We start from the raw sequence: 20,888 nt of genomic DNA, 5'->3' as shown, positions 1-20,888 counted from the left end.
ATATTTTAGTTATGTTTCAAACAAACCCTAATATTTTTATATTTTTCACATTAACCAATAGAGGATTTAGTTATGTCTCAAGCAGCTATCGCCAACGTATTTAAGCTCATTGAAGAGCATGATGTCAAATTTGTCGATTTACGTTTTACCGACATCAAGGGTACCGAACAGCACGTTTCGATTCCTAAAAGTGCGGTAGATGACGATTTTTTCGAAGACGGCAAAATGTTTGACGGTTCATCGATTGCCGGTTGGAAAACGATCAATAAATCCGATATGGTGCTGATGCCAATTCCTGAAACGGCAATTATCGATCCATTTTTTGCGATTCCAACCTTAAGCATTCGCTGCGATGTTTACGAGCCGACCACCATGCAAGGTTATGATCGTGACCCTCGCTCCATCGCATTGCGCGCCGAAGAATACCTAAAAGCCTCCGGTATCGCCGATACGGTATTATTAGGACCTGAGCCGGAATTCTTCCTGTTTGACGATGTGCGTTTTCAAGTCGGGATGGGCGCCAGCTCATTTGCGATTGACGATATCGAAGCCGCATGGAACAGCAACACCGAATACGAAGGCGGCAACACCGGTTATCGTCCGGGCGTGAAAGGTGGCTACTTCCCAGTGCCTCCGGTTGATTCTTCACAAGACATCCGCTCTGAAATGTGTTTGTTGATGGAAGAGTTCGGTTTGGTGATTGAAGCGCACCACCACGAAGTGGCAACCGCTGGTCAAAATGAAATTGCTTGTCGTTTCAACACGCTAACCTTAAAAGCCGACGAAACCCAAATCTATAAATATGTGGTACGCAATGTGGCACACGAACACGGTAAAACAGCATGTTTTATGCCAAAACCACTGTTCGGCGACAACGGTTCTGGGATGCACTGCCACATCTCGTTGGGCAAAGACGGTGCTAATCTGTTCTCCGGTGATAAATACGCCAACTTGTCCGAAACCGCACTTCACTTTATCGCTGGTGTGATTAAACACGCCAAAGCCTTGAATGCGTTCACCAACCCGACCACCAACTCCTACAAACGTTTGGTGCCAGGCTACGAAGCACCGGTGCTGTTGGCTTACTCAGCAAGCAACCGCTCCGCTTCAATTCGGATTCCGACGGTTTCCAGTCCGAAAGCACGCCGCATCGAAGTGCGCTTCCCGGATCCGGGTGCAAACCCATACTTGGCATTCTCAGCGATTTTGATGGCGGGTCTGGACGGTATTATCAACAAGTTAAACCCAGGCGATGCGATGGATAAAAACCTGTATGACTTGCCACCGGAAGAGTTGAAACAAGTGCCGCATGTTGCTGGTTCTTTGGAAGAAGCCCTGCAAGCACTGCAAGCCGATCACGACTTCTTGACTCGTGGTGGCGTATTCAGCAGCGACTTCATTGAGGCTTATGTCGAGTTGAAAGCCAAAGACGTACAACGTTTAAGAATGCTACCGCACCCGGCTGAATTCGAAATGTATTATGCGATGTAAGCTGAGTTTAAATCCGACAATTTAAAATAAGGGCGTATGTTAATGCGCCCTTTATGTCGTAATATTGACACAGCTCCCTTCTCCCACAAGGGGAGAAAGAATTCTAAATTGACAGATTTGAGAGATAAATGAACCAGCACATTATTCCCTTCTCCCTTGATGGGAGAAGGTGCCCGCAGGGCGGATGAGGGTGAAATCAAGCGAATTTGCACTCCCCCTCATCCTGATTTTAGCGTCTGAACGACGCTAAAATCTGTCCTTCTCCCACAAGGGGAGAAGTAATTCTTAAAATTTATACTGTACCACTATTTAAACAAGAGAACCGCCATGCCCTTTTTCGACACCCACACCCATTTTGATTATCTGATTCAGCAGTTGCAGCAGCCCGTGAGCGAAGCTGTGGCAGAAGCCAGTGCGGTTGGGGTGGAGAAAATCTTGATTGCTGCGGTCGTTGCAGAACAATTTGACAGCTTAACCGCACTTTGTGAACAAGCACCTGCACAGCTTTGTTATGGTTTGGGGCTGCATCCGCTGTATATTCAGCAGCACGAAGAGCAAGATTTAACGCAATTAAAAGTGCGGTTGAATGCAAAACCGCACTTATGCAAAGCTGTGGCGGAAATCGGTTTGGAAAGAGCGGTTGCTGAGTTGATCACGCCTGAAATTTGGCAAAAACAGTGCCATTTTCTCGAAACACAACTCTATCTGGCACGCGATTTCAATCTGCCGGTCAGCCTGCATTCGCGTCGCAGTCACGATCAACTTTATACTTTTTTAAAACGGATTTCATTGCCGAAAAAAGGTGTGGTGCACGGCTTTGCCGGCAGTTATCATCAAGCCAAACGCTTTGTCGATCTGGGCTATTTTATCGGTGTCGGCGGCACCATCAGCTACCCGCGCGCCAACAAAACCCGTGAAGCGATTCGACAATTGCCGTTGGACAGCCTGGTGTTGGAAACCGACAGCCCGGACATGCCGCTGCTTGGTTTTCAAGGACAGCCGAACCGCCCGCAACGGTTGCCGTTAGTGCTGCAAACCCTAAGCGAATTACGTAGTGAACCTACGGCACAAATTCAAGAAACTATTTGGCGCAACAGCCGCACACTTTTTGATTTCTAGATATAAATAAGCGAACTTATGCCACGTTATACACCGGATAATCCAAAGTGCGGTTAGTGTTTTGTTTTTATCGGTGTTATCATTCTGTTATGTCATCTCTATAACCCGATTAATTATGCGAATTCCACGAATTTATCACCCTGAATCCTTAACCGCACTTCACCACTGTGAGCTGAACGACGATGCGGTCAATCATGTTGCACGCGTGTTGCGCATGAATGTCGGGCAGCAACTTGAATTATTTGACGGCAGCAACCATATTTATCCGGCAACAATTAATGAAATCAGTAAAAAAACGGTCAAAGTGCGGTTAGACGGCGCAATTGAAGACGACCGAGAATCCAATCTCAATATTCATTTAGGGCAAGTGATCTCGCGTGGTGACCGCATGGAATTTACCATTCAAAAATCGGTGGAACTGGGTGTGAATATGATCACACCGCTCTGGTCGGAACGCTGCGGCGTGAAACTCGATGCGGATCGAATGGAGAAAAAAATTCAGCAGTGGCAAAAAATTGCGATTGCTGCCTGTGAACAGTGCGGACGTAATCGGGTTCCCAACATCCGCCCGTTGATGAAATTGACCGATTGGTGCGCCGAAACAAGCGAGATGCTGAAACTTAATCTGCACCCACGTGCTGAATGCGGCATTCGTCAACTCGGCAAAATTCCCGAAGCTGGGGTACGTCTGTTAATCGGTTCAGAAGGCGGTTTATCGGCAAGTGAAATCGCCATGACCGAACAGCAACAATTTCAATCGGTACTGCTCGGAAAGCGCGTGTTGCGCACCGAAACCGCTGCATTGGCGGCAATTACCGCCCTGCAAGTCTGTTTCGGCGATTTATCATAAGGAAAAAAATCATGATTAAACTCGGCATTGTGATGGATCCAATTCAATCCATCAATATCAAAAAAGATTCCAGTTTTGCGATGTTGGAACAGGCGCAAGCACGTGGTTATCAACTGTATTATATGGAAATGAATGATCTGTTTTTGCACAAAGGCGTAGCGAAAGCGCGAGTGCGAGAACTGAAAGTGCGGTATGACTATCAGGATTGGTTTGAATTTGTCAGCGAAACAACGCTCGAACTGGCAGAATTGGACGTGATCTTAATGCGCAAAGATCCGCCGTTTGACACTGAATTTATTTACGCGACTTATATCTTAGAACGGGCTGAGCAACAAGGTTGTTTAATCGTGAATAAACCGCAAAGTTTGCGTGACTGCAATGAAAAATTGTACACCGCCTGGTTTGCCGAGTTAACCCCGGAGACGTTGGTCACCCGTGATGCGGCACGAATTAAGGCATTTCATCAGCAACACGGCGATATTATTTTAAAACCGCTGGACGGCATGGGGGGCAGCTCCATTTTTCGGGTTAAACAAGACGACCCAAATCTGTCCGTGATTATCGAAACCTTGACCAAACTAGGGCAACAGTATTGTATGGCGCAAACTTATATCCCAGAAATTGTCAGCGGCGATAAACGGATTTTAGTGGTGGATGGCGAACCGGTACCCTACTGTTTGGCACGGATTCCACAAAAAGGCGAAACCCGTGGCAATTTGGCAGCCGGCGGCAGTGGCGAAGCACGTCCGTTGACTGACAGCGACTGGCTGATCGCAAAAACCGTTGCCCCTTATTTAAAACAAAAAGGGTTGATCTTTGTCGGTTTGGACGTAATCGGCGATAAACTGACCGAAATTAACGTCACCAGTCCAACCTGTATCCGTGAAATTGAAGCGGCATTTCCGCAAGTTTCAATCAGTGGCATGTTAATGGATGCGATTGAGCGACGTTTACAGGATCAGCCGTAAAAATACAGGACAATATGACAATGAAATTACAAGACCACTTTTTGCTGGCAATGCCAGGCATGGACGACCCTTTTTTCAAAAATGCGCTGATTTATATCTGTGAGCACAATAATGAAGGGGCAATGGGGATTATGTTGACCCAAGTGACCGACTTGAGCGTAGCGGAAATTATCGCCAAAATGAATTTTCTAATTGCCGATCAGCGCGAATATCGACAAGATGATATTGTGCTGATGGGCGGGCCGGTTAATCTCGAGCGCGGATTTATTTTACACAGTAAATGTATTCCGGCTTTTGAACACAGCTATGCAGTGTCCGATCACGTTTGGATGACCACTTCTGCCGACGTGCTGCAAACCATTGGTCGCGCCGATGCGCCGGAGAAATATCTGGTGGCGCTAGGCTGCTGCCGCTGGCGTGCAGAACAATTGGAGCAAGAGATTGCCGATAATGTCTGGTTGGTGCTGGAGTCCAATTCACGCTTGCTGTTTGACGTGCCTTACGATCGCCGCTGGCTGGAAGCCAACCGCACTTTGGGTTTCGAACCGACTCATTTGACCGCACTAGCAGGGCATGCCTAATGGGATTTACCGCACTTGCCTTTGATTTTGGGGTGAAAAGTATCGGCTGTGCTGTCGGGCAAAGCATCACCGGCACGGCACAAGCCCTTAATGCGTTTAAAGCTAACGACGGCATTCCCAACTGGGATTTGATTGGAAAATGCCTGAACGAATGGAAGCCGCAAGTCGTTATTGTCGGTTTGCCGCTGAATATGGACGGCACAGAACAAGACATTACCCAGCGTGCCAGAAAATTTTCACAACGAATTCACGGTCGATTTGGCATTCCGGTTGTGCTGCACGACGAACGCCTCAGCACCGTCGAAGCGCGCAGTGAACTCTTCTCCCGTCGCGGTTACAAAGCCTTAGAAAAAGGCAAAGTCGATTCGATCTCTGCTTGCATTATCTTAGAAAGTTGGTTTGAAACCCATAGCAGCGACGAAATAGCGTAATTATTAAAGTCAATAACCATCTATCTTCGTGGTATAAAATACTTTACATTAAAATTTGTGAGCTCAATCACAAATTTTAGTTTACTTATTTATCAAATAGATATATTAGCCATATAATCAAATCACTCCTTTTTTCCGCTTCGTTATTTCTTTACGTTATTATCTTCTCGGGTAAACTTTCGCCGTTTTATCTATTTTATTATAGATAAATGATATTTTAGGAAAATTCTATTGAGAGTTATTCTCAAATGCTATATTCTACGCCGCAAATTAGTAACATTGCGTTACTAATTTATAGCTTCTAATAATAATATTAAAAAATTGAGTATCTTGTATGACATTACGTTTTAAACATAAGGTGTATTACACCTTGTTGCCGCTGCTAGCATTGCCCCACCTGACCCATGCCGAAACGAACAACCAACACGAACAAAGCCTGCGCAACAGCGAACGAGAAATCAACCAGCAAATTGAGCGAAATCGTTACCAACAACTGCTCAAAACCAGTCAACAAACCAGCACGGTCACTGAACCAGAAACCGATTCCTTTTCTCAGGCATGCTTGCCCGTTAACGGACTGCAACTCACAGGTATCCACTTACTGGACGAAAAAGATCTCACAACTTTAACGCCAATTCCGGAAAATTGTATCAGTGACGCCAATGTCAACCGCTTGATCCGCGAATTGACCCAACGCTATTTGGATCGCGGCTATATTACCGCGCGAATGGTGTTTGCCCCGCTGGACGAAAACCGCACTTTGCGCCTGCACGCCGTTGAAGGAACCGTTGAAAGTATTGAATTTGAGCAGCACACCGCACTGAGCAGCGTGCAGAATGTTTTTCCTTCAATATTGGGGAAACCGTTGAATATTCGTGAGTTAGATCAAGGTTTAGATCAACTCAATCGCTTGCCTTCACAACAAATAAGTGTCGATATTTTGCCCGGCAAGCAGTTCGGTGGCTCCACGCTTGTGCTGAAAAACCATGCACTGGCACAGTCACCTTTCCGTTTTTATACCACCGTTGATAACCATGGCAAGAAAAACAGTGGTCGGCTCATTGGGCGAGTGGGATTCTCTTGGGATAATCTGACCAAGCACGCTGACTTTCTTTCACTGCACCACAGCCAAAATTTGGATCACCGTTCCAGTCGCTACAACCGCAGCTATAGCGGCTTGTATTTTATTCCCTACGGCTACTGGACTTTTAGTGCCTTTGCCGCCCGCTCCGATTCTGCGGTCAGTTTGCCGGTTTCCGGCGCCAAATATTATGGATCCAGTCGCCAATTTGGTTTGCGCTTAGATCGAGTACTATCACGTAATCAATTCCATATCAATACCTTGAGCCTGAGCCTAAGCCGTAAACAAAACAGTAATGTGCTGTTGGGTTATCGTAATCCCGATCAAAACTTGCGTTTGACGGTGTTGGATCTCTCTTTTGATCACCTGCGAATTTTAGACAACGGCACCTTGTCACTGAATCTGGGAATGCAACATGGTCTAGCGCTGTTCGGTGCTAGCCGCAGCAACAAGCAGCGGATTACTGAGCCACAGTTTACCAAATTTGGTTTGAGTGCCAGCTGGCAATATCCATTCTCTATTTTAGATCGGCAATTTCAACTGCAACACCGTTTTGCTGCGCAATATTCCAACGATCGTTTACCGTCGATGGAAACCTTTGATCTTACCGATAACAGTGCGCTGCGCGGTTTTGATCGCCTCAGTTTAAGCAGCGATAACGGGTGGTATTTACGCAATACTCTATCTTATCCGGCAGCCTATAAAGCGGTAAGTTTGACGCCCTTTATCGGGCTGGATACCGGACGAATTTTCAATCGCAATGCGCCAAATGCGTGGCAAAGTGCGGTTGGCACCAGCTTTGGGATTCACTTGTCTTACCGGCAATTGAGTGGATCTTTTTCTTTTGATCGCGGGTGGTTTGTTTCTTCACCTGAACGTCAAAATGAAAGCCAATTTTTAGGCAAAATAACAATAACTTTTTAATTATTACTAAAAATAATTTCTAATAGAGAGGGAATTCTGAATGAAATCATTTAAATTGTCATTTAAGGGCAAACTGAGCTGTACCTTGAGTATTGCGTTAATTACTGGTGCTGGCACAGCTGTTGCTGAAACGAATAACACCAGTATTTTCTTTATGAGTGGAATGGCGGCAATTGCCGCTCAAGCCAATGAACCGGTAGTTGCCGGTGGCAACTCTGCTCCGTCAGTCAGTAGCGCCAATAACGGTGCCACCGTGATTAATATTGTCAAACCCAATGAGCAGGGATTGTCACACAATACTTATGACAAATATAACGTTAACACCGCTGGTGCAGTGCTCAACAACGCCACACAAGATGGGCAGTCACAGCTGGCAGGACAAGTTCAAGCCAATAAAAATATCACCGATCACGCGGCAAAAGTCATTTTAAACGAGGTGGTCAGTCGCAATCCGTCGCTACTGCTTGGTCAGCAAGAAGTTTTCGGTATGGCAGCCGATTATGTACTCGCAAATCCGAATGGTATTACTTGTGATGGTTGTGGTTTTATCAATATTCCACGTGCTTCTATGGTGGTCGGCGAAGCTGAAATCAGCGAAGGACAAATCAAAACCCTGAACAGCACGCGCAATAACAATAGCCTGACCATTCAAGGTAAAGGCGTATCCGGCAGTGAGGTATTGGATCTGGTTGCTCCTAAGATTAATGCTTCAGCCAGCATTAAAGCAACAAAAGAGATCAATGCTGCCAGCGGTCATAACAAAATGGATTACCAAAGCAAGCAAGTGACCGGAATTCATAGTCAACAACAAAATTTGGACGGCTACTATGTCGGTGGTATGCAAGCCGGTCGAATCAACATTGTCAGCACCGGGCAAGGTAACGGCGTTAACTTAAGTGGTGAAATTCAAACCACTACTGAAGCAGGGCTTGATCTCAAGGGGCACGGAGTCATTAATTTGGTATCTGCGAAGATCAAGGGGAATGTCAATACCAATGCGAAAGATCTGGTTCTGACTGGAAAGGTTGAGGATAACCGTCAAGTGCAGCAGCTGGACGGCAACTACTCCGCTTATAACGGTGCGAGCAAAAAACAGCGCAGCACTGAAGATCAACAATGGAATCAAACCGAAATTCAAGGCGATGTGATTCATTTGAATGCCACCAATAAAGTGGAAATCAACGCTGCTAAACTACGCGGCAAGGATATTCAAGTCCTCTCAAAAAACATTGACTTGAACAGCCAAAAACTGAAAAACAAAACCGAGCATATTGACCATAACTGGCACTACTCTTGGGAGCACAACCAAACACAAACCACTGAAAACGAACGTCAGATCGGTAATGATTTCCGAGGCGAAAATGTCAAGATTAAAGCCACCGAAGGCAATGTGGAGATCACCGCAAGTGCGGTTCACGCCGATCAAAATTTGTCCGTCAGTGCTGATCGGGGCAAAGTGTTGCTGGACGGTGCAGTACAGAAATCGCGCAGCATGAATGTAGGTAATAAACGTAACCACACCGCAAACTTGGAAACCGGCAGCTGGAACGAAGCCAATGAAAGCGAAACCTTGAAAAAAACTTGGCTGACAGCTAATCATAATTTAGGCATTACCGGAAAAAGTGGGGTGAGCATCAGTGGCGCAGATGTTTGGGCAGACGGTGATATGTTGGTAACCTCCGAAAGCGGTAAAGTCGAAGTCGGCACCCAGCAAATCAGTAATAATAAAGTCACCCGCAGCGACCAAGTTTATTGGGGTGGTATCGGTGGTGGACACAACACCGATAACAACCGCAGCGATAAATTACAAGTTGCTTCCGATATCAAAGCCAAAGGCATCGTGCTACTGAATGGCGAGCAAGGCGTCAATATTCAAGGCAGCAAAGTGCAGGCACAAAAAGGAGGCTATGCCCAATCCGGCACTGGCAGTGTGACTGTTGATCATGCCACCAATTTCAGCCATGAAATTATCAATCAGCGCAACGGCACCGTGTTTAACATCACCAAAAATGCACTATCCAGTGATGAACAACGTGAAAATGCCCAAAGTGCGGAGCTGCTTTCTGATGCGACCTTCAATGTTATCGCGAAACAAGATATCAATGTCATCGGCAGCATCATCAATGTGGCTGAACAGCTCAATTTAACAAGTGTCGGCAACATCAATATCGAAGGTGCGAAGCAGGCGTTAAACAAAACCACGAAAACTAATGAGGTCAAAGCAACGGCTTATGCGCGTGAAGATGGTGATAAACAATACCGTGCCGGCGTTGGTATTGAACTGAGCAGCAGCAAAGAAACGCTGGATCAAGTCACCCATTTAGGCAGCGTGGTTCAAGGCGGATCCTTAAACCTAACTACTGATAGCGATGCCAATATCAAAGGATCAAGCCTAAAAACCTCTCAAGGTAACGCTACTGTTAACGCCGAAAATATTCACATTACGGCACAACAAGATCAAAAAAATCTGCAAACCGACAGTGGAAAAAGTGGCTTTGGAGTTTATGTAGGTGGCGGAATGGATCGGGTGACCATTGGCTTAGAAAGCGGAATGACCAAAGTTCATGCCGACAAAACCACCGAAACCGCACTTCAATCGTCAACCGAAGTCAATGGTGACTTAACACTGAACGCTAAAAACAGCTTGCAATATGAAGGTGGTAAACATCAGGTGAATGGCAAATTGCAAGAAAATGCCGATAACATCATTCGAAATGTCGCTAAAAATAGTGAAAAAGAGCAACGTGAAACCACCACCGTTAATGTTGAAATAGGTGCCAGTGCTGATATCAGCGGCGTCACCCGTGCGGTTGAAAAAGCGGTTAACGGCTTAGCTGAAGGCAACCCGGTCGGCGCATTCGGCTCAGTCAGTGCTATCGGTGCCCCAAATGCCAATACAGCGCTGAAGCTAGGCGGCGGTAAAAAAGTTGAAAATAACGAAAGTAGTACCGCACTTGGTACCCAAATCCAAGCCGCTAACATTAACGCTACGGCAAATGATATTCGTGATGTTGCCACCCGTTATCAAGCCACTGACAGCGTCGTGATTAACACCCAACATTACGCTAATGTGGCTGCCGCCAATACCGAAGTTCGCAAAACGATTGAAGATAAAGGCGAAGGCAGCCTGGGTGTTTCCACCAGCACCGGTTTGGACATCAGCGTATCTGCCAAAGGAAAGGGCAGTCACAGCGAAAGTAATAGCCTCTCATCTGAGGCAGTCAGCGGTGGTTTTGACACTGTCGGTGATATTACAATCAACGCTAAAAACGGTATCTTGTTGGAAGGCAACACGCTAAAATCAGAAAAAGGCACTTTAGCACTCTCCTCACAAGGCAATATTGACTTGGTGCAAGCCAACAATATCAAGCAAAGTAATAAAAACGGCTTTAACTTGGATATCAGTGCCTCTGGCGGCACCAGCCCAAGCAGCAAATCCGGTTCAGGCGGCATTGGCGGCGGTGCAAATGATTCCAGCGCCCAAAGCATCACAGCAAAAGCCGGTGAAATTGCGGTGCAACACGCCAATCTGACGGCTAAAAATGTGGTACTGCAAGGTGTTAACGGCAAGGTAGACAGCCTAAAAGTACAAGCTGGCGAAAGTGCGGTCATCAAAGCAGCTCAGGGATCTTCCTCTGAGAAAGGTATCGATTGGTCACTGAACATCGGTGTCGGTGGAAACTCCAGCGGTGGTGATAAAGCTTCGACTGGCGGGTCATTCAAACTCGGTGTCAATGTCAAAAATACCGATCAAGCCGCGATCAATTATACCGCCACTACCCTCAATGCCGACAAAGCCACCATCCATGCCGGGGCAAACAGTGATCATGCGGTGCATATCAGCGGTAGCACTATTCAAGCCGATGAGCTTGAGGTGAATGCAAACCACGGTGGTATTGTGGTGGAATCATTGCAAAATGCCGAGCACAAAAACAACTGGGGCTTTGGGATCAATGCGAATGCCAACATTAAAAAAGTCAGCGGTGAAGAAAAAACAACCCAAGACGGCAGTGGCAATCTGACAGTCAACATTGATAAAACTGCAAAAACCACACAAGTGATCAGCCATCTCGAAGGGAAAAACGTTCGATTGGACAGTGAAAAAGATCTGGCACTACTCGGCGCGACCGTGAAAGGCAATACCGTCAACGGTGATATTGGTAACAATCTCACCATTGAAAGTCGTAAAGATACTGAAGAAAGTGTTGGTTTTAATTTGGGGCTAAATTTGACCAATTCGCAAAACGGTGGTGCGCTGACCGGCGTGATGAAAGCCGTCCCTTCGACCAAGAAAACCGATGAATTGAAAGGAAAAGTCACCACTGCGGTCAATAATGCAGCAGAAGCTGCCGGTTTTGCCGAGCATAACCCACTGACCGGAAAAACCTTGAAACCATCGACCTTCAACGTCTCCGGTAATATCGTATCGCAAGATGAAGTCACAACAGTAGCAGGGATTCAAAGTGGTGAAGTCAATTTAAATGTGAAAAATCACATTCAATTGAACGGCGCCAGCATCACTGCAACTGACAGTCGCCCGAATGTTAATACGGTATCTGTCGGTGTCGAAGATATCGCAGGACACCACAACCGCTATCAAGGCGAACTAGATGTCTCCAATAACATTCCGCTGTTGATTCAGGAAGCCGTCAAAGATTTAAAAGACGCAAAATTCCCGCTTATCAATGGCAGCGTGAAAAAAGACAGCAGCAATGTGGTTTCTGAAATTGATCAGGTCACCAAACGGTAAGTAACGTATGTGGCTCATGGACATTATTTAAAGATAATAAGTGTCTATGAGCCATATCAACCTCATTAAATCTGCACGCTATCCAAGCCCATCGCTTTATCCATAGAGCCTAATTCAGTGTGGAATGCTACGCCTAAACGGTTCCACGCATTAATGATCGCAATCGAAAACACTAAATCGCACAGTTCTTGATCACTGAACACCGCTCTGGCGCGTTGGTACAACTCGTCGCTTAATCCGACGGATTGAATTTGGGTTAAGGCTTCGGTCATCTCCAATGCCATGCGCTCTTTGGCAGAAAATAGATTGCTTTCGCGCCAAATTGCCACGTGGTGCAGACGCAATTCACGCTCGCCATATTTGCGCGCGGTTTTAACGTGCATATCCACACAAAACGCACAGCCGTTGATTTGTGAAGCGCGGGTTTTCACCAACTCTTTTAATAACGGATCAAGTGAACAGTTGCCTAACACGCCTTCTACTTTTAACATCGCATTAAATGCTTCAGAACCGATCATTGGGTAACTTAAACGTTGCATAATTTTTTCTTCTTTTTTGATAGATTAAATACGTCCACGCACAAATTGCGCGGTAATGTTGGCGACACGTTCGCCGTATAAATAGGCAGTTTCTAAATCGCCTTTTGCCATCTCTTCCGGCTCAACCATCATCGACGCAGCCATCGGACCGAGGCTGCCATCAACACGATTAATCGCATTTGGGCTTGCGCCATTGATGGTTTGGAACGATTCCGGCTCGTTCACTGCCGGTGCAATGCCAAGGCTGACAAAAATCATGCCTTGTTGCATTGCATTCACCATTAAGCCGATTAAAGTGCTTTCTTTATCGCCGGCAAAACAGGCGGAATTGGTGAATGCACCGGCGATTTTGTCTTGCCATTGGCGCGAAAACCAACGCGAAACCGCACTTTCCTGAAATGCTTTCATTTTGGCTGACACATTGCCCATATAGGTCGGACAGCCAAAAATAATTGCATCGCAGGTATCCAATAATTCTAGTTGCTCTGATGCCTCTTCCACCTCCAAAAATACCACCTCGGTTTCCGCTACTGCCGCTGCACCACGTCTAACATACTCTGCCAGCATTTTAGTGTGCCCTTTGCCGCTGTGATACACAATCGCTACTTTTGCCATGTTGAAATCCTCTTATTGATAAGCAAAATAAATTGTGTGCTACTTTACTTGAACGGATTATCATAATAAAGTAGCTAAAATCAGTTAATCTATACGGAAATTCGCACAATGGCATTAGATCGATTAGAAGCGATGCGCGCGTTTTGTCGCATTGTTGAATTAGGCAGTTTTAGTAAAGCGTCAGAGGCATTAGGCATTGCCAAAACCACGATTTCGGGGCAAATTCAAGCGTTGGAAGAGCGGTTGGGGGTGGTGCTGTTGCACCGTTCAACCCGTCGGGTTTCGCCAACCACCGATGGCGTGAATTATTATGAACAGGTAAAGCAACTGATTGAAAGTGTTGATGATTTAGAAGCGTCAATGCAGGAAGTCGGCAGTATTAAAGGCAAAATCAAAGTGGAAACCACTGCGCCGTTGGGGTCGCATTTATTGATTCCGGCGTTACCGGCATTTTTACAGAAATATCCTGAACTGGAATTAGAGATCCGTTGCAGCGAAAGAGCGGTGGATATGGTGCAGGAAAATGTCGATTGCGCGTTGCGTGGCGGTCCGGTGACTGAGCCGGATTTGGTGTGTAAAATGGTCGGGAAAATGCGCTTTTGTTTATGCGCAGCACCCAGCTATCTCGCCAATGCCGTGCCATTAAGCCACCCATCCGATTTGCATCGGCATCAATATATCGGCTTTCGTTTTCCGGCAAGCGATAAACTGTATTGTTATGATCTACATAAAGGAGAAGAACGGTTTTATGTTGATGTCAAACCGCACTTGACGTTTAACAATGCCGATGTGTATTGCAATGCAGCGTTGACAGGATTGGGCATTATCGCTATACCGCGTGCTTCCGCACAACGCTATTTTGCGTCGGGCGAATTAGTAGAAGTGTTACCGGATTGGCAAGCGAGCAACATGCCGATTAGCGTGGTGTATCCTTATTCGCGCCGTCTGTCAGCGCGGGTACGGGTTTTCGTCGATTGGGCGGTACAATTGTTTGAAAACCACCCGTTATGGGGTAGAGATTGAATCAATTTTTCGGACAATTTATCCATAAAGTTGGTATTCCGTGCCGATTTTTAATTTGATAGTATGTCTTTGGTCATTTTTTATCATGTTTAATTAAGGAAATGTTATGCAAAAATCTCTATTAGCAACCGCACTTTTAGCCACGCTAATCAGCGGCGCTGCAATTGCAAAAGTGGACAATCCAACTGTTGCGATGCAGCAAGACGAAATCAAAGCCAGCGTATTAATCGATGGTTTAAACAATATCTGGGAAATGAAGTGGGGTGCAAATGGCGATATTTGGGCAACTACGCGCCAAGGCAAAGAGATCGTTGCCATCAATCCGAGCACCGGCGCAAGCAAGGTATTGTACACTTTCGATAAAGCCTTCGCCGAGCCAGTACACCAAGGCGTGTTGGGCATGGAATTACATCCGAATTTTGCTAAAGGTACCGACGAAGATTATGTGTATGTGTATTACACCTACAGCGACAGCAGCAAAGATAAATCCGATTTCGGACGTGTGGTGCGTTTAAGCTACGATGCGAAAAACGGCACATTGGGCGATGAGCAAATCGTGTTGGACAAAACCCCGGCAGGCAACGATCACAACGGTGGACGCTTGTTGTTCGATAAAAGCGGCAAATTATTACTGACCTTGGGCGACAACGGTTACAACCAATATGGCAATATGTGTAAAGAGATCCAATCGCAAAAAATCCCAACCGACGCCGAAGTCGCCGCCAATGATTTCAACAAATATCGCGGCAAAGTGATCCGTTTCAATCTGGACGGCTCAATTCCAAGCGACAACCCTGAAATCAATGGCGTGAGAAGCCATATTTATGCCTACGGTTTCCGTAATCCGCAAGGTTTAGTTTATGTTGGAGACACCTTATACAACACCGATCAAGGTCCTGCGGTTGATGATGAGATCAATATCATCGAAGCTGCCGGTAACTATGGTTGGCCACACATTGCAGGTTACCAAGACGATATGGCTTACAGCTACGCCAATTTCTCCGCCGCACCGAACTGTGCTGAATTGCCGGAATATATCGGCGTGCCGAACGGAGCAGTTGTGCCTGAATTTAAGGAAAGCGAGTTCCAAGCCGACAATTTGAAATTCCCACAAAAAACCTTTTATACCGTGCCGCAGGGTTACAACTTCAGCGATGAAAAATGTGAAATCGGTTACATCTGCTGGCCAACGGTAGCGACCACCAGTATCGCTTACTACCCGAAAAACGGTAAAATCAAGAGTTTACAAAATTCACTACTGGTAACCGGGGTGAAAACCGGCACGCTTTACCAGTTGCCGTTGAGTGCGGACGGGAAGCAAGTGCAGGGCGAATCAATCACCCACTTCCGCACCGACAACCGTTATCGTATGGTATTGGTTTCACCGGACACCAGCAAAATCTACATCGCTACCGATGATGCCGGCATCTTGATGGGCAAGGATATTCAGCCGGTGATGAAAGTCGCCAATAAAGGCGCTATTTTGGTGTTTGAAGCCAAATAGTCTCTGGCTTAAGAGCCAATTAAAGGTAGCTATTTAAAACAAAGATTGGGGTGATTCATCATCAACCCCAATCTCTTTATTTTACTCTGCATAGCTAGCGACTACAGCACCAGCGCTGCGCCCCATTTAATGATGTCGAAGAAGAACTTATTATCACCGGTGGCAACCGCATCGCCATTTTGCTTGCTGTCAGTTTTGCTCTCTTCCACCATACCGCTCTTATACTGTCCTTTCACGACTGACAAATCATCACGTGCATTCGCTCTCAAAAGCTCGCACTGGGCTTTTGGCAACGGTTCCGTACTTACCTGTTTAAATTTTTTATATTGATATTGTGCATAGCCCATGGATTTTTCATCTTCTTGAACCATTTTCAAATAATCTGCGCCAATAATCTTTTCCAAAGGATAAAAGAAAACATATTGCGAATGGATATATGCATCTTCTTGCGAGAAATGCGCCTGTTGAATCCGCGTTAAATTAGGATAGACGCATTGTTCGGTTTGATGGCTGCTCATAACCCAACGTTTAGCATCTGTATCTGACAAGATATAATCAGCATTGGCAAATTCAGCAGGAAATGCTGCTTCTGGTTTATCCAAACTACAAGCAACAACCGACAAAGCTATTGCTGGCAACACCAATTTTTTCAACATACTCAACCTTAATTACCTTTTTTAATATTCAGCGGAATTTTAACAACAACCGCACTTTTTAGAAAGCAATTCCCGGTTTGACATCCGAAATTGCGGCGGCAGAATAAAACAAAGCAGCCGCCAAATTACTCTGACGACTGCTATTATTATTTGATTTTAAGATACTAAAATCAGCCCATACCGTATTTTTTCAGCTTTTTGCGTAACGTACCACGATTGATACCCAACATATTGGCAGCACGGGTTTGATTGCCACGCGTGTATTGCATCACCATATCCAGCATCGGGTGTTCAACTTCCGATAAAACCAACTCATAAAGATCATTGACATCTTGCCCGTTTAATTGAGCTAAATAATTTTTCAACGCTTGTTTGACCGAATCTCTTAATGGTTTATTTGTAATTTGAGATTGTGCATTTAAAGTTGAAACTGTTAATGCATCTGAATTGCTACGTTGTTCTAACATTTTAATATGTTCCATTTAACTAAAAAAATCACCCCAATCCACTATTGGATTGAGTCAAGAAACTCTTCCAAGACATACAACTGCTGCTTAGGATCAGCAATGGTATTGAAAGTACGTTTAAAAGCAGAATCTGGTTTGATGTTATCCAAATACCAACTTACATGTTTCCGAGCGACCCGATATCCTTTCTGCTCGCCATAAAAAGCGTGCAAATTGTGAATATGTTCGAGCACCACTTGACACTTTTCCGCCAAACTTGGCTCGGCAATCAGCGCACCTGATTGCAGAAAAGCCTCAATTTGTCGAAACAACCACGGCTGACCGAGTGCGCCTCGCCCAATCATCACCGCATCTGCGCCGGTATAGTCTAAAACATACCGTGCTTTTTCTGCGCTGGTGATATCACCGTTGGCAATCACCGGAATTGAAATTTGCTGTTTCACCTGACAAATATTGTCGTACTCCGCCTCTCCCTGATACAGACAGCTGCGAGTTCTACCGTGAATAGTCAACGCTTGGATACCGGATTGCTCCGCTATTTTGGCGATTTCAATACAATTTCGGTGTGTTTTATCCCATCCGGTTCTGATCTTCAACGTCACCGGCACGTCGACCGCTGCCGTCACTTCACACAGAATTTTAGCCACCAATTCAGGATGTTGCATCAATGCCGAGCCCGCCATTTTGCGGTTTACCTTCTTGGCAGGGCAACCCATGTTAATGTCAATTAACTGTGCGCCGTATTCTACATTCAATGCCGCCGCTTGTGCCATTTCCAGCGGATCACTACCGGCGATTTGCACCGCATTAATCCCAATCTCCTCGTGGTGTGCCACCCGAAGCCGAGATTTCTCCGTATGCCATACATCCCGATTCGCCGACATCATTTCAGAATAGCTCATGCCAACATGATAGCGGGCACAAAGTCGTCTGAACGGCTGATCGGTTATTCCCGCCATTGGCGCCAATAATACGCGATTTTTTAATTGAAATTGTCCAATACGCATATACTGTTCACCACAACAAAAAGCAGAATCAAAACAGAACCATCATCGAATAAGGGGGGCTATAATACGCACTTTTTATCAATTAGGGAAGTACATTTTTTATCCAAAATGCGTTTTTTTGCATTTTTTTGATCTGGTTAAAAAAACAGCGAAAATAATCTCCAAAAACCAAATCAATCGGCTGCTTAATGATTGACAAGCAGCCGATTTTAGTTCAGATGAGGACTTAAGCTCTTTTAACTCCGCTAATCCGACACCACTCTTCCAGTTCCGCCACGGGTTCTAACCGTACTTGGCTTTGGTAGGCTTCGCATACGGCTTGTGCTTGATTGGCGAGAATGCCGGATAGCCCTAAAGCTGCATTCGGTTTTAATAATGTGATGATCGGTTCAGCAAGCTCTTTCAACGGACCGGCAAGGATATTCGCCACCACCACATCGGCTTGTAGGTCTTGCGGTTGATCTTTGGCGAGAAATAACTGCAAGCGGTCGGCGACACCGTTGCGTTCGGCATTATCGCGGCTGGCAAGGATTGCCTGCGGGTCGATGTCAATACCGATTGCCTGTTTCGCACCAAGCTTCAACGCAGCAATGGCAAGAATGCCTGAACCGCAACCGAAGTCGATCACCGTTTTGCCGTTTAGATCCAAGCCGTCCAACCAAGTCAGGCAAAGTGCGGTTGTCGGGTGAGTGCCCGTGCCGAAGGCTAGTCCCGGATCGAGCATCACATTGACCGCACTTTCGTCCGGCACCGGACGCCAACTCGGGCAAATCCATAGCCGCTCGCCAAAGCGCATCGGATGAAAATTATCCATCCACTCCCGCTCCCAGTCTTTGTCTTCAATCTGCTCAATTTTATGGCTAACCGCTGGGGTTAAGATCCGCTGCGCAGTCAATTCGGCGACAATTTGCTGCATATCGGTTTCTGCATCAAACAAGGCAATCACATCCGTATTGCCCCACAAACGAGTTTCGCCTGGCAAGGGTTCAAACACCGGTGTGTCCTGACTGTCCACAAACGTCACCGACACCGAGCCCAACGCTTCCAGTGTTTCACTGATTTTTTCTGCTTGTTTATCGTTACTGTTGATTCGAATTTGTACCCAAGGCATCTATTTTTCCTCTTTTTTGATCCTGTTTTTCACCGAGTTTATTGGCAACCAAGAAGGCGATTAAGCCGAACACCAGTGATGGTACGATAGCATGGAAACCCAATAATTTGAGTGAAAGAACGGTTAGCAACACATAGCTGCCCAAGCCGACTGTCATTGAGGCGATCGCACCGTAAGCATTGGCTTTATCCCAATATAAACCCAATACAATCACCCATAAAAATGCCGCTTCCAAGCCACCAAACGCAAATAAATTCAACCAAATAATCATATCCGGTGGATTGAGTGCCGCTAAAATCAAAAGTGCGGTCAAAATCAGTGTTGCCATTGATGAGAAAAACCCGATTTTTTTCTGATTATTCGCCATTTCCGGCTTCGCTGATAAATAGATATCTTTAACGAAAATCGCCGAAGATTGGATCAATTGCGCATCAATGGTCGACATAATCGCCGACATTGGCGCCGCCAGAAAAATCCCAGCGACAATCGGCGGTAAGACTTGCAGCATGAGGCTTGGGATGACTTGATCCGGAATCGTCAAATCCGGTAAGATCGCCCGACCTAGCGCACCGGAAAGATGCATGCCGAGCATAACAATCGTCAATACGATAGTCCCGATCAACATGCCGCCATGTAATGCTTTACTGTCTTTAAACGCCATGCAACGCACCGCTGTATGCGGCAGCCCGACCACGCCAAAGCAGACCAAAATCCAAAATGACGCCATAAACTGAAAATCCAGCATCTCATTCGGTCCATAAGGGCTGACCAGTTGTGGATCGGTTGCAGCCAAAGCGGCAACCGCACTTTCTACTCCACCGGCAGCATAAATCACCGCAAACAATAAAATAAAAGTGCCTAAAATCATTACTGTACCCTGAATGGTATCAGTCAACACTACGGCACGAAAACCGCCGATAAAGGTGTAAATCCCGACCGTTAGCGCAAAAATCAGTAAGGATTGGGTATAACTGATACCAATGGTGGTTTCCAGCAAGCGCGCGCCACCGATAAATTGCACGGTCATTGCCGCAAAAAAAGCGATTAACAAGGCAAAACAGGCAATCCATACCAGATATTTATTTTTGTAACGGTGCAATAGCAGATCATTAATGGTCAGCGCCCTACTTTCTCTTGACAGCAGCGCAAATTTTTTGCCCAACGCCCCCAGTGCCAACCAGACTGCCGGCACTTGAATCATTGCCAACAACACCCAACCCAAGCCGAATTTATACGCAGCTCCTGGTCCACCGATAAATGAACTGGCACTGGCGTAGGTTGAGGCAGTGGTCATCGCCAGCACAAAGCCCGTCATCGAGCGGTTGCCGACATAATATTCGGTTAAAAAATCCCCTTTCGAGCGCTTAGCATAAGCATAAATTGCTGCACCAAACACAAACGCCAGATAGATCACCAACGGAAATATGATGCCTAAATTCATGATTTTGTCTCCTGCTCACCGTCGCTGTGATTATCCAAATCAAAATCTTGATAGACAATGCGCAGCACCCAATGAGCAACGACAATAAATAAAACTGGCAGGTAGATACACGCAAGCTCAAACCAGAGTGGGAAACCAATTGGTCCGGTTGTGCCACCCGGCAAATAGGCACACAAACACCAGCCGATCACATATAATATGGTTAAACCCAATGCCCATCGAGCTTCCTTACTGGCTTGTTGATACTTTTCTTGCAACTTCATATGAATACCTCAAACAGAAAAAGAAACAATGAAAAAAGAATCCATGAAAAAAGTGGAATCATTTGAT

The 20,888-nt window shown here is 45.9% G+C and carries 18 protein-coding genes; 10 read left to right on the top strand and 8 right to left on the bottom strand.

Features of this window, described 5'->3' with window-relative positions; all coding sequences use genetic code 11:
- The first annotated feature begins 72 nt into the window (after positions 1-72).
- From glnA to FHQ23_RS08065, 8 genes are all read left to right on the top strand, one after another.
- Positions 73-1,491, top strand: a complete 1,419-nt coding sequence (glnA, locus tag FHQ23_RS08100; RefSeq protein WP_139613869.1) for a glutamate--ammonia ligase — start codon at positions 73-75, stop codon at positions 1,489-1,491.
- 327 nt (positions 1,492-1,818) lie between these two features.
- Positions 1,819-2,610, top strand: a complete 792-nt coding sequence (locus FHQ23_RS08095) for a TatD family hydrolase (protein WP_139613868.1) — start codon at positions 1,819-1,821, stop codon at positions 2,608-2,610.
- A gap of 115 nt (positions 2,611-2,725) precedes the next feature.
- Complete coding sequence (rsmE, locus tag FHQ23_RS08090) at positions 2,726-3,460, top strand: 16S rRNA (uracil(1498)-N(3))-methyltransferase (protein ID WP_139613867.1); 735 nt, start codon at positions 2,726-2,728, stop codon at positions 3,458-3,460.
- An 11-nt stretch (positions 3,461-3,471) separates the two neighbouring features.
- Positions 3,472-4,428 carry a glutathione synthase gene (gshB, locus tag FHQ23_RS08085; RefSeq protein ID WP_139613866.1) on the top strand — a complete coding sequence of 319 codons (957 nt, stop codon included), beginning with the start codon at positions 3,472-3,474 and terminating at the stop codon, positions 4,426-4,428.
- Positions 4,429-4,448: 20 nt separating this feature from the next.
- Positions 4,449-5,009 (top strand): YqgE/AlgH family protein, encoded by a 561-nt coding sequence (locus FHQ23_RS08080; protein WP_139613865.1) that lies wholly within the window; start codon positions 4,449-4,451, stop codon positions 5,007-5,009.
- Positions 5,009-5,440: a Holliday junction resolvase RuvX gene (gene ruvX, locus FHQ23_RS08075; protein WP_139613864.1), complete on the top strand. Its 432-nt coding sequence runs from the start codon at positions 5,009-5,011 to the stop codon at positions 5,438-5,440. The genes FHQ23_RS08080 and ruvX overlap by 1 nt, the downstream gene beginning before the upstream one ends.
- 334 nt (positions 5,441-5,774) lie before the next feature.
- Complete coding sequence (locus FHQ23_RS08070) at positions 5,775-7,445, top strand: ShlB/FhaC/HecB family hemolysin secretion/activation protein (RefSeq protein WP_139613863.1); 1,671 nt, start codon at positions 5,775-5,777, stop codon at positions 7,443-7,445.
- Between the two features lie 40 nt (positions 7,446-7,485).
- Positions 7,486-12,195, top strand: coding sequence for a hemagglutinin repeat-containing protein (locus FHQ23_RS08065; protein ID WP_139613862.1), 4,710 nt, complete (start codon positions 7,486-7,488; stop codon positions 12,193-12,195).
- A gap of 65 nt (positions 12,196-12,260) precedes the next feature.
- On the opposite strand, the gene FHQ23_RS08060 is transcribed toward FHQ23_RS08065, so the two are convergent.
- Together FHQ23_RS08060 and FHQ23_RS08055 are read right to left on the bottom strand one after the other, a co-directional pair.
- Entirely contained in the window at positions 12,261-12,734 is a 474-nt protein-coding gene (locus FHQ23_RS08060) for a carboxymuconolactone decarboxylase family protein (RefSeq protein WP_139613861.1), read from the bottom strand.
- Positions 12,735-12,758: 24 nt separating this feature from the next.
- Positions 12,759-13,349, bottom strand: a complete 591-nt coding sequence (locus FHQ23_RS08055; RefSeq protein ID WP_139613860.1) for a flavodoxin family protein — start codon at positions 13,347-13,349, stop codon at positions 12,759-12,761.
- A 108-nt stretch (positions 13,350-13,457) separates the two neighbouring features.
- On the opposite strand from FHQ23_RS08055, the gene FHQ23_RS08050 reads away from it, so the two are divergent.
- Both FHQ23_RS08050 and FHQ23_RS08045 read left to right on the top strand, forming a co-directional pair.
- Positions 13,458-14,372, top strand: coding sequence for a LysR family transcriptional regulator (locus FHQ23_RS08050; protein ID WP_139613859.1), 915 nt, complete (start codon positions 13,458-13,460; stop codon positions 14,370-14,372).
- Between the two features lie 106 nt (positions 14,373-14,478).
- Positions 14,479-15,876, top strand: coding sequence for a glucose/sorbosone family PQQ-dependent dehydrogenase (locus tag FHQ23_RS08045; RefSeq protein ID WP_139613858.1), 1,398 nt, complete (start codon positions 14,479-14,481; stop codon positions 15,874-15,876).
- Positions 15,877-15,977: 101 nt separating this feature from the next.
- On the opposite strand, the gene FHQ23_RS08040 is transcribed toward FHQ23_RS08045, so the two are convergent.
- The 6 genes from FHQ23_RS08040 to FHQ23_RS08015 all read right to left on the bottom strand — a co-directional run bounded on the left by FHQ23_RS08040 (position 15,978) and on the right by FHQ23_RS08015 (position 20,821).
- Positions 15,978-16,532 carry a DUF5358 domain-containing protein gene (locus FHQ23_RS08040; RefSeq protein WP_139613857.1) on the bottom strand — a complete coding sequence of 185 codons (555 nt, stop codon included), beginning with the start codon at positions 16,530-16,532 and terminating at the stop codon, positions 15,978-15,980.
- A 170-nt stretch (positions 16,533-16,702) separates the two neighbouring features.
- Positions 16,703-16,999, bottom strand: a complete 297-nt coding sequence (gene fis / locus FHQ23_RS08035) for a DNA-binding transcriptional regulator Fis (RefSeq protein WP_034612369.1) — start codon at positions 16,997-16,999, stop codon at positions 16,703-16,705.
- A gap of 41 nt (positions 17,000-17,040) precedes the next feature.
- Complete coding sequence (gene dusB, locus FHQ23_RS08030; RefSeq protein ID WP_139613856.1) at positions 17,041-18,006, bottom strand: tRNA dihydrouridine synthase DusB; 966 nt, start codon at positions 18,004-18,006, stop codon at positions 17,041-17,043.
- Positions 18,007-18,232: 226 nt separating this feature from the next.
- Complete coding sequence (gene prmA, locus FHQ23_RS08025; RefSeq protein ID WP_139613855.1) at positions 18,233-19,117, bottom strand: 50S ribosomal protein L11 methyltransferase; 885 nt, start codon at positions 19,115-19,117, stop codon at positions 18,233-18,235.
- The gene (panF, locus tag FHQ23_RS08020; protein ID WP_139613854.1) at positions 19,086-20,558 is read right to left on the bottom strand and encodes a sodium/pantothenate symporter; all 1,473 of its coding nucleotides are present in this window, start codon (positions 20,556-20,558) and stop codon (positions 19,086-19,088) included. The genes prmA and panF overlap by 32 nt, the downstream gene beginning before the upstream one ends.
- Positions 20,555-20,821 carry a YhdT family protein gene (locus FHQ23_RS08015; protein ID WP_139613853.1) on the bottom strand — a complete coding sequence of 89 codons (267 nt, stop codon included), beginning with the start codon at positions 20,819-20,821 and terminating at the stop codon, positions 20,555-20,557. Before FHQ23_RS08015 ends, panF begins: the two co-directional genes overlap by 4 nt.
- Between the last annotated feature and the right edge of the window lie 67 nt (positions 20,822-20,888).

The sequence above is a fragment of the Testudinibacter crocodili genome, assembly GCF_006228025.1.
In the GTDB taxonomy this organism is placed as follows: Bacteria; Pseudomonadota; Gammaproteobacteria; order Enterobacterales; family Pasteurellaceae; genus Chelonobacter.
The sequence above is the reverse complement of the archived record's forward strand: the minus strand, read 5'-3'. Positions and strand labels throughout refer to the sequence as shown.

Coding starts and splice junctions, on each gene's coding strand:
- glnA (WP_139613869.1), top strand. CDS start 73: ATGTCTCAAGCAGCTATCGCCAACGTATTTAAGCTCATTGAAGAGCAT.
- FHQ23_RS08095 (WP_139613868.1), top strand. CDS start 1,819: ATGCCCTTTTTCGACACCCACACCCATTTTGATTATCTGATTCAGCAG.
- rsmE (WP_139613867.1), top strand. CDS start 2,726: ATGCGAATTCCACGAATTTATCACCCTGAATCCTTAACCGCACTTCAC.
- gshB (WP_139613866.1), top strand. CDS start 3,472: ATGATTAAACTCGGCATTGTGATGGATCCAATTCAATCCATCAATATC.
- FHQ23_RS08080 (WP_139613865.1), top strand. CDS start 4,449: ATGAAATTACAAGACCACTTTTTGCTGGCAATGCCAGGCATGGACGAC.
- ruvX (WP_139613864.1), top strand. CDS start 5,009: ATGGGATTTACCGCACTTGCCTTTGATTTTGGGGTGAAAAGTATCGGC.
- FHQ23_RS08070 (WP_139613863.1), top strand. CDS start 5,775: ATGACATTACGTTTTAAACATAAGGTGTATTACACCTTGTTGCCGCTG.
- FHQ23_RS08065 (WP_139613862.1), top strand. CDS start 7,486: ATGAAATCATTTAAATTGTCATTTAAGGGCAAACTGAGCTGTACCTTG.
- FHQ23_RS08060 (WP_139613861.1), bottom strand. CDS start 12,734: ATGCAACGTTTAAGTTACCCAATGATCGGTTCTGAAGCATTTAATGCG.
- FHQ23_RS08055 (WP_139613860.1), bottom strand. CDS start 13,349: ATGGCAAAAGTAGCGATTGTGTATCACAGCGGCAAAGGGCACACTAAA.
- FHQ23_RS08050 (WP_139613859.1), top strand. CDS start 13,458: ATGGCATTAGATCGATTAGAAGCGATGCGCGCGTTTTGTCGCATTGTT.
- FHQ23_RS08045 (WP_139613858.1), top strand. CDS start 14,479: ATGCAAAAATCTCTATTAGCAACCGCACTTTTAGCCACGCTAATCAGC.
- FHQ23_RS08040 (WP_139613857.1), bottom strand. CDS start 16,532: ATGTTGAAAAAATTGGTGTTGCCAGCAATAGCTTTGTCGGTTGTTGCT.
- fis (WP_034612369.1), bottom strand. CDS start 16,999: ATGTTAGAACAACGTAGCAATTCAGATGCATTAACAGTTTCAACTTTA.
- dusB (WP_139613856.1), bottom strand. CDS start 18,006: ATGCGTATTGGACAATTTCAATTAAAAAATCGCGTATTATTGGCGCCA.
- prmA (WP_139613855.1), bottom strand. CDS start 19,117: ATGCCTTGGGTACAAATTCGAATCAACAGTAACGATAAACAAGCAGAA.
- panF (WP_139613854.1), bottom strand. CDS start 20,558: ATGAATTTAGGCATCATATTTCCGTTGGTGATCTATCTGGCGTTTGTG.
- FHQ23_RS08015 (WP_139613853.1), bottom strand. CDS start 20,821: ATGAAGTTGCAAGAAAAGTATCAACAAGCCAGTAAGGAAGCTCGATGG.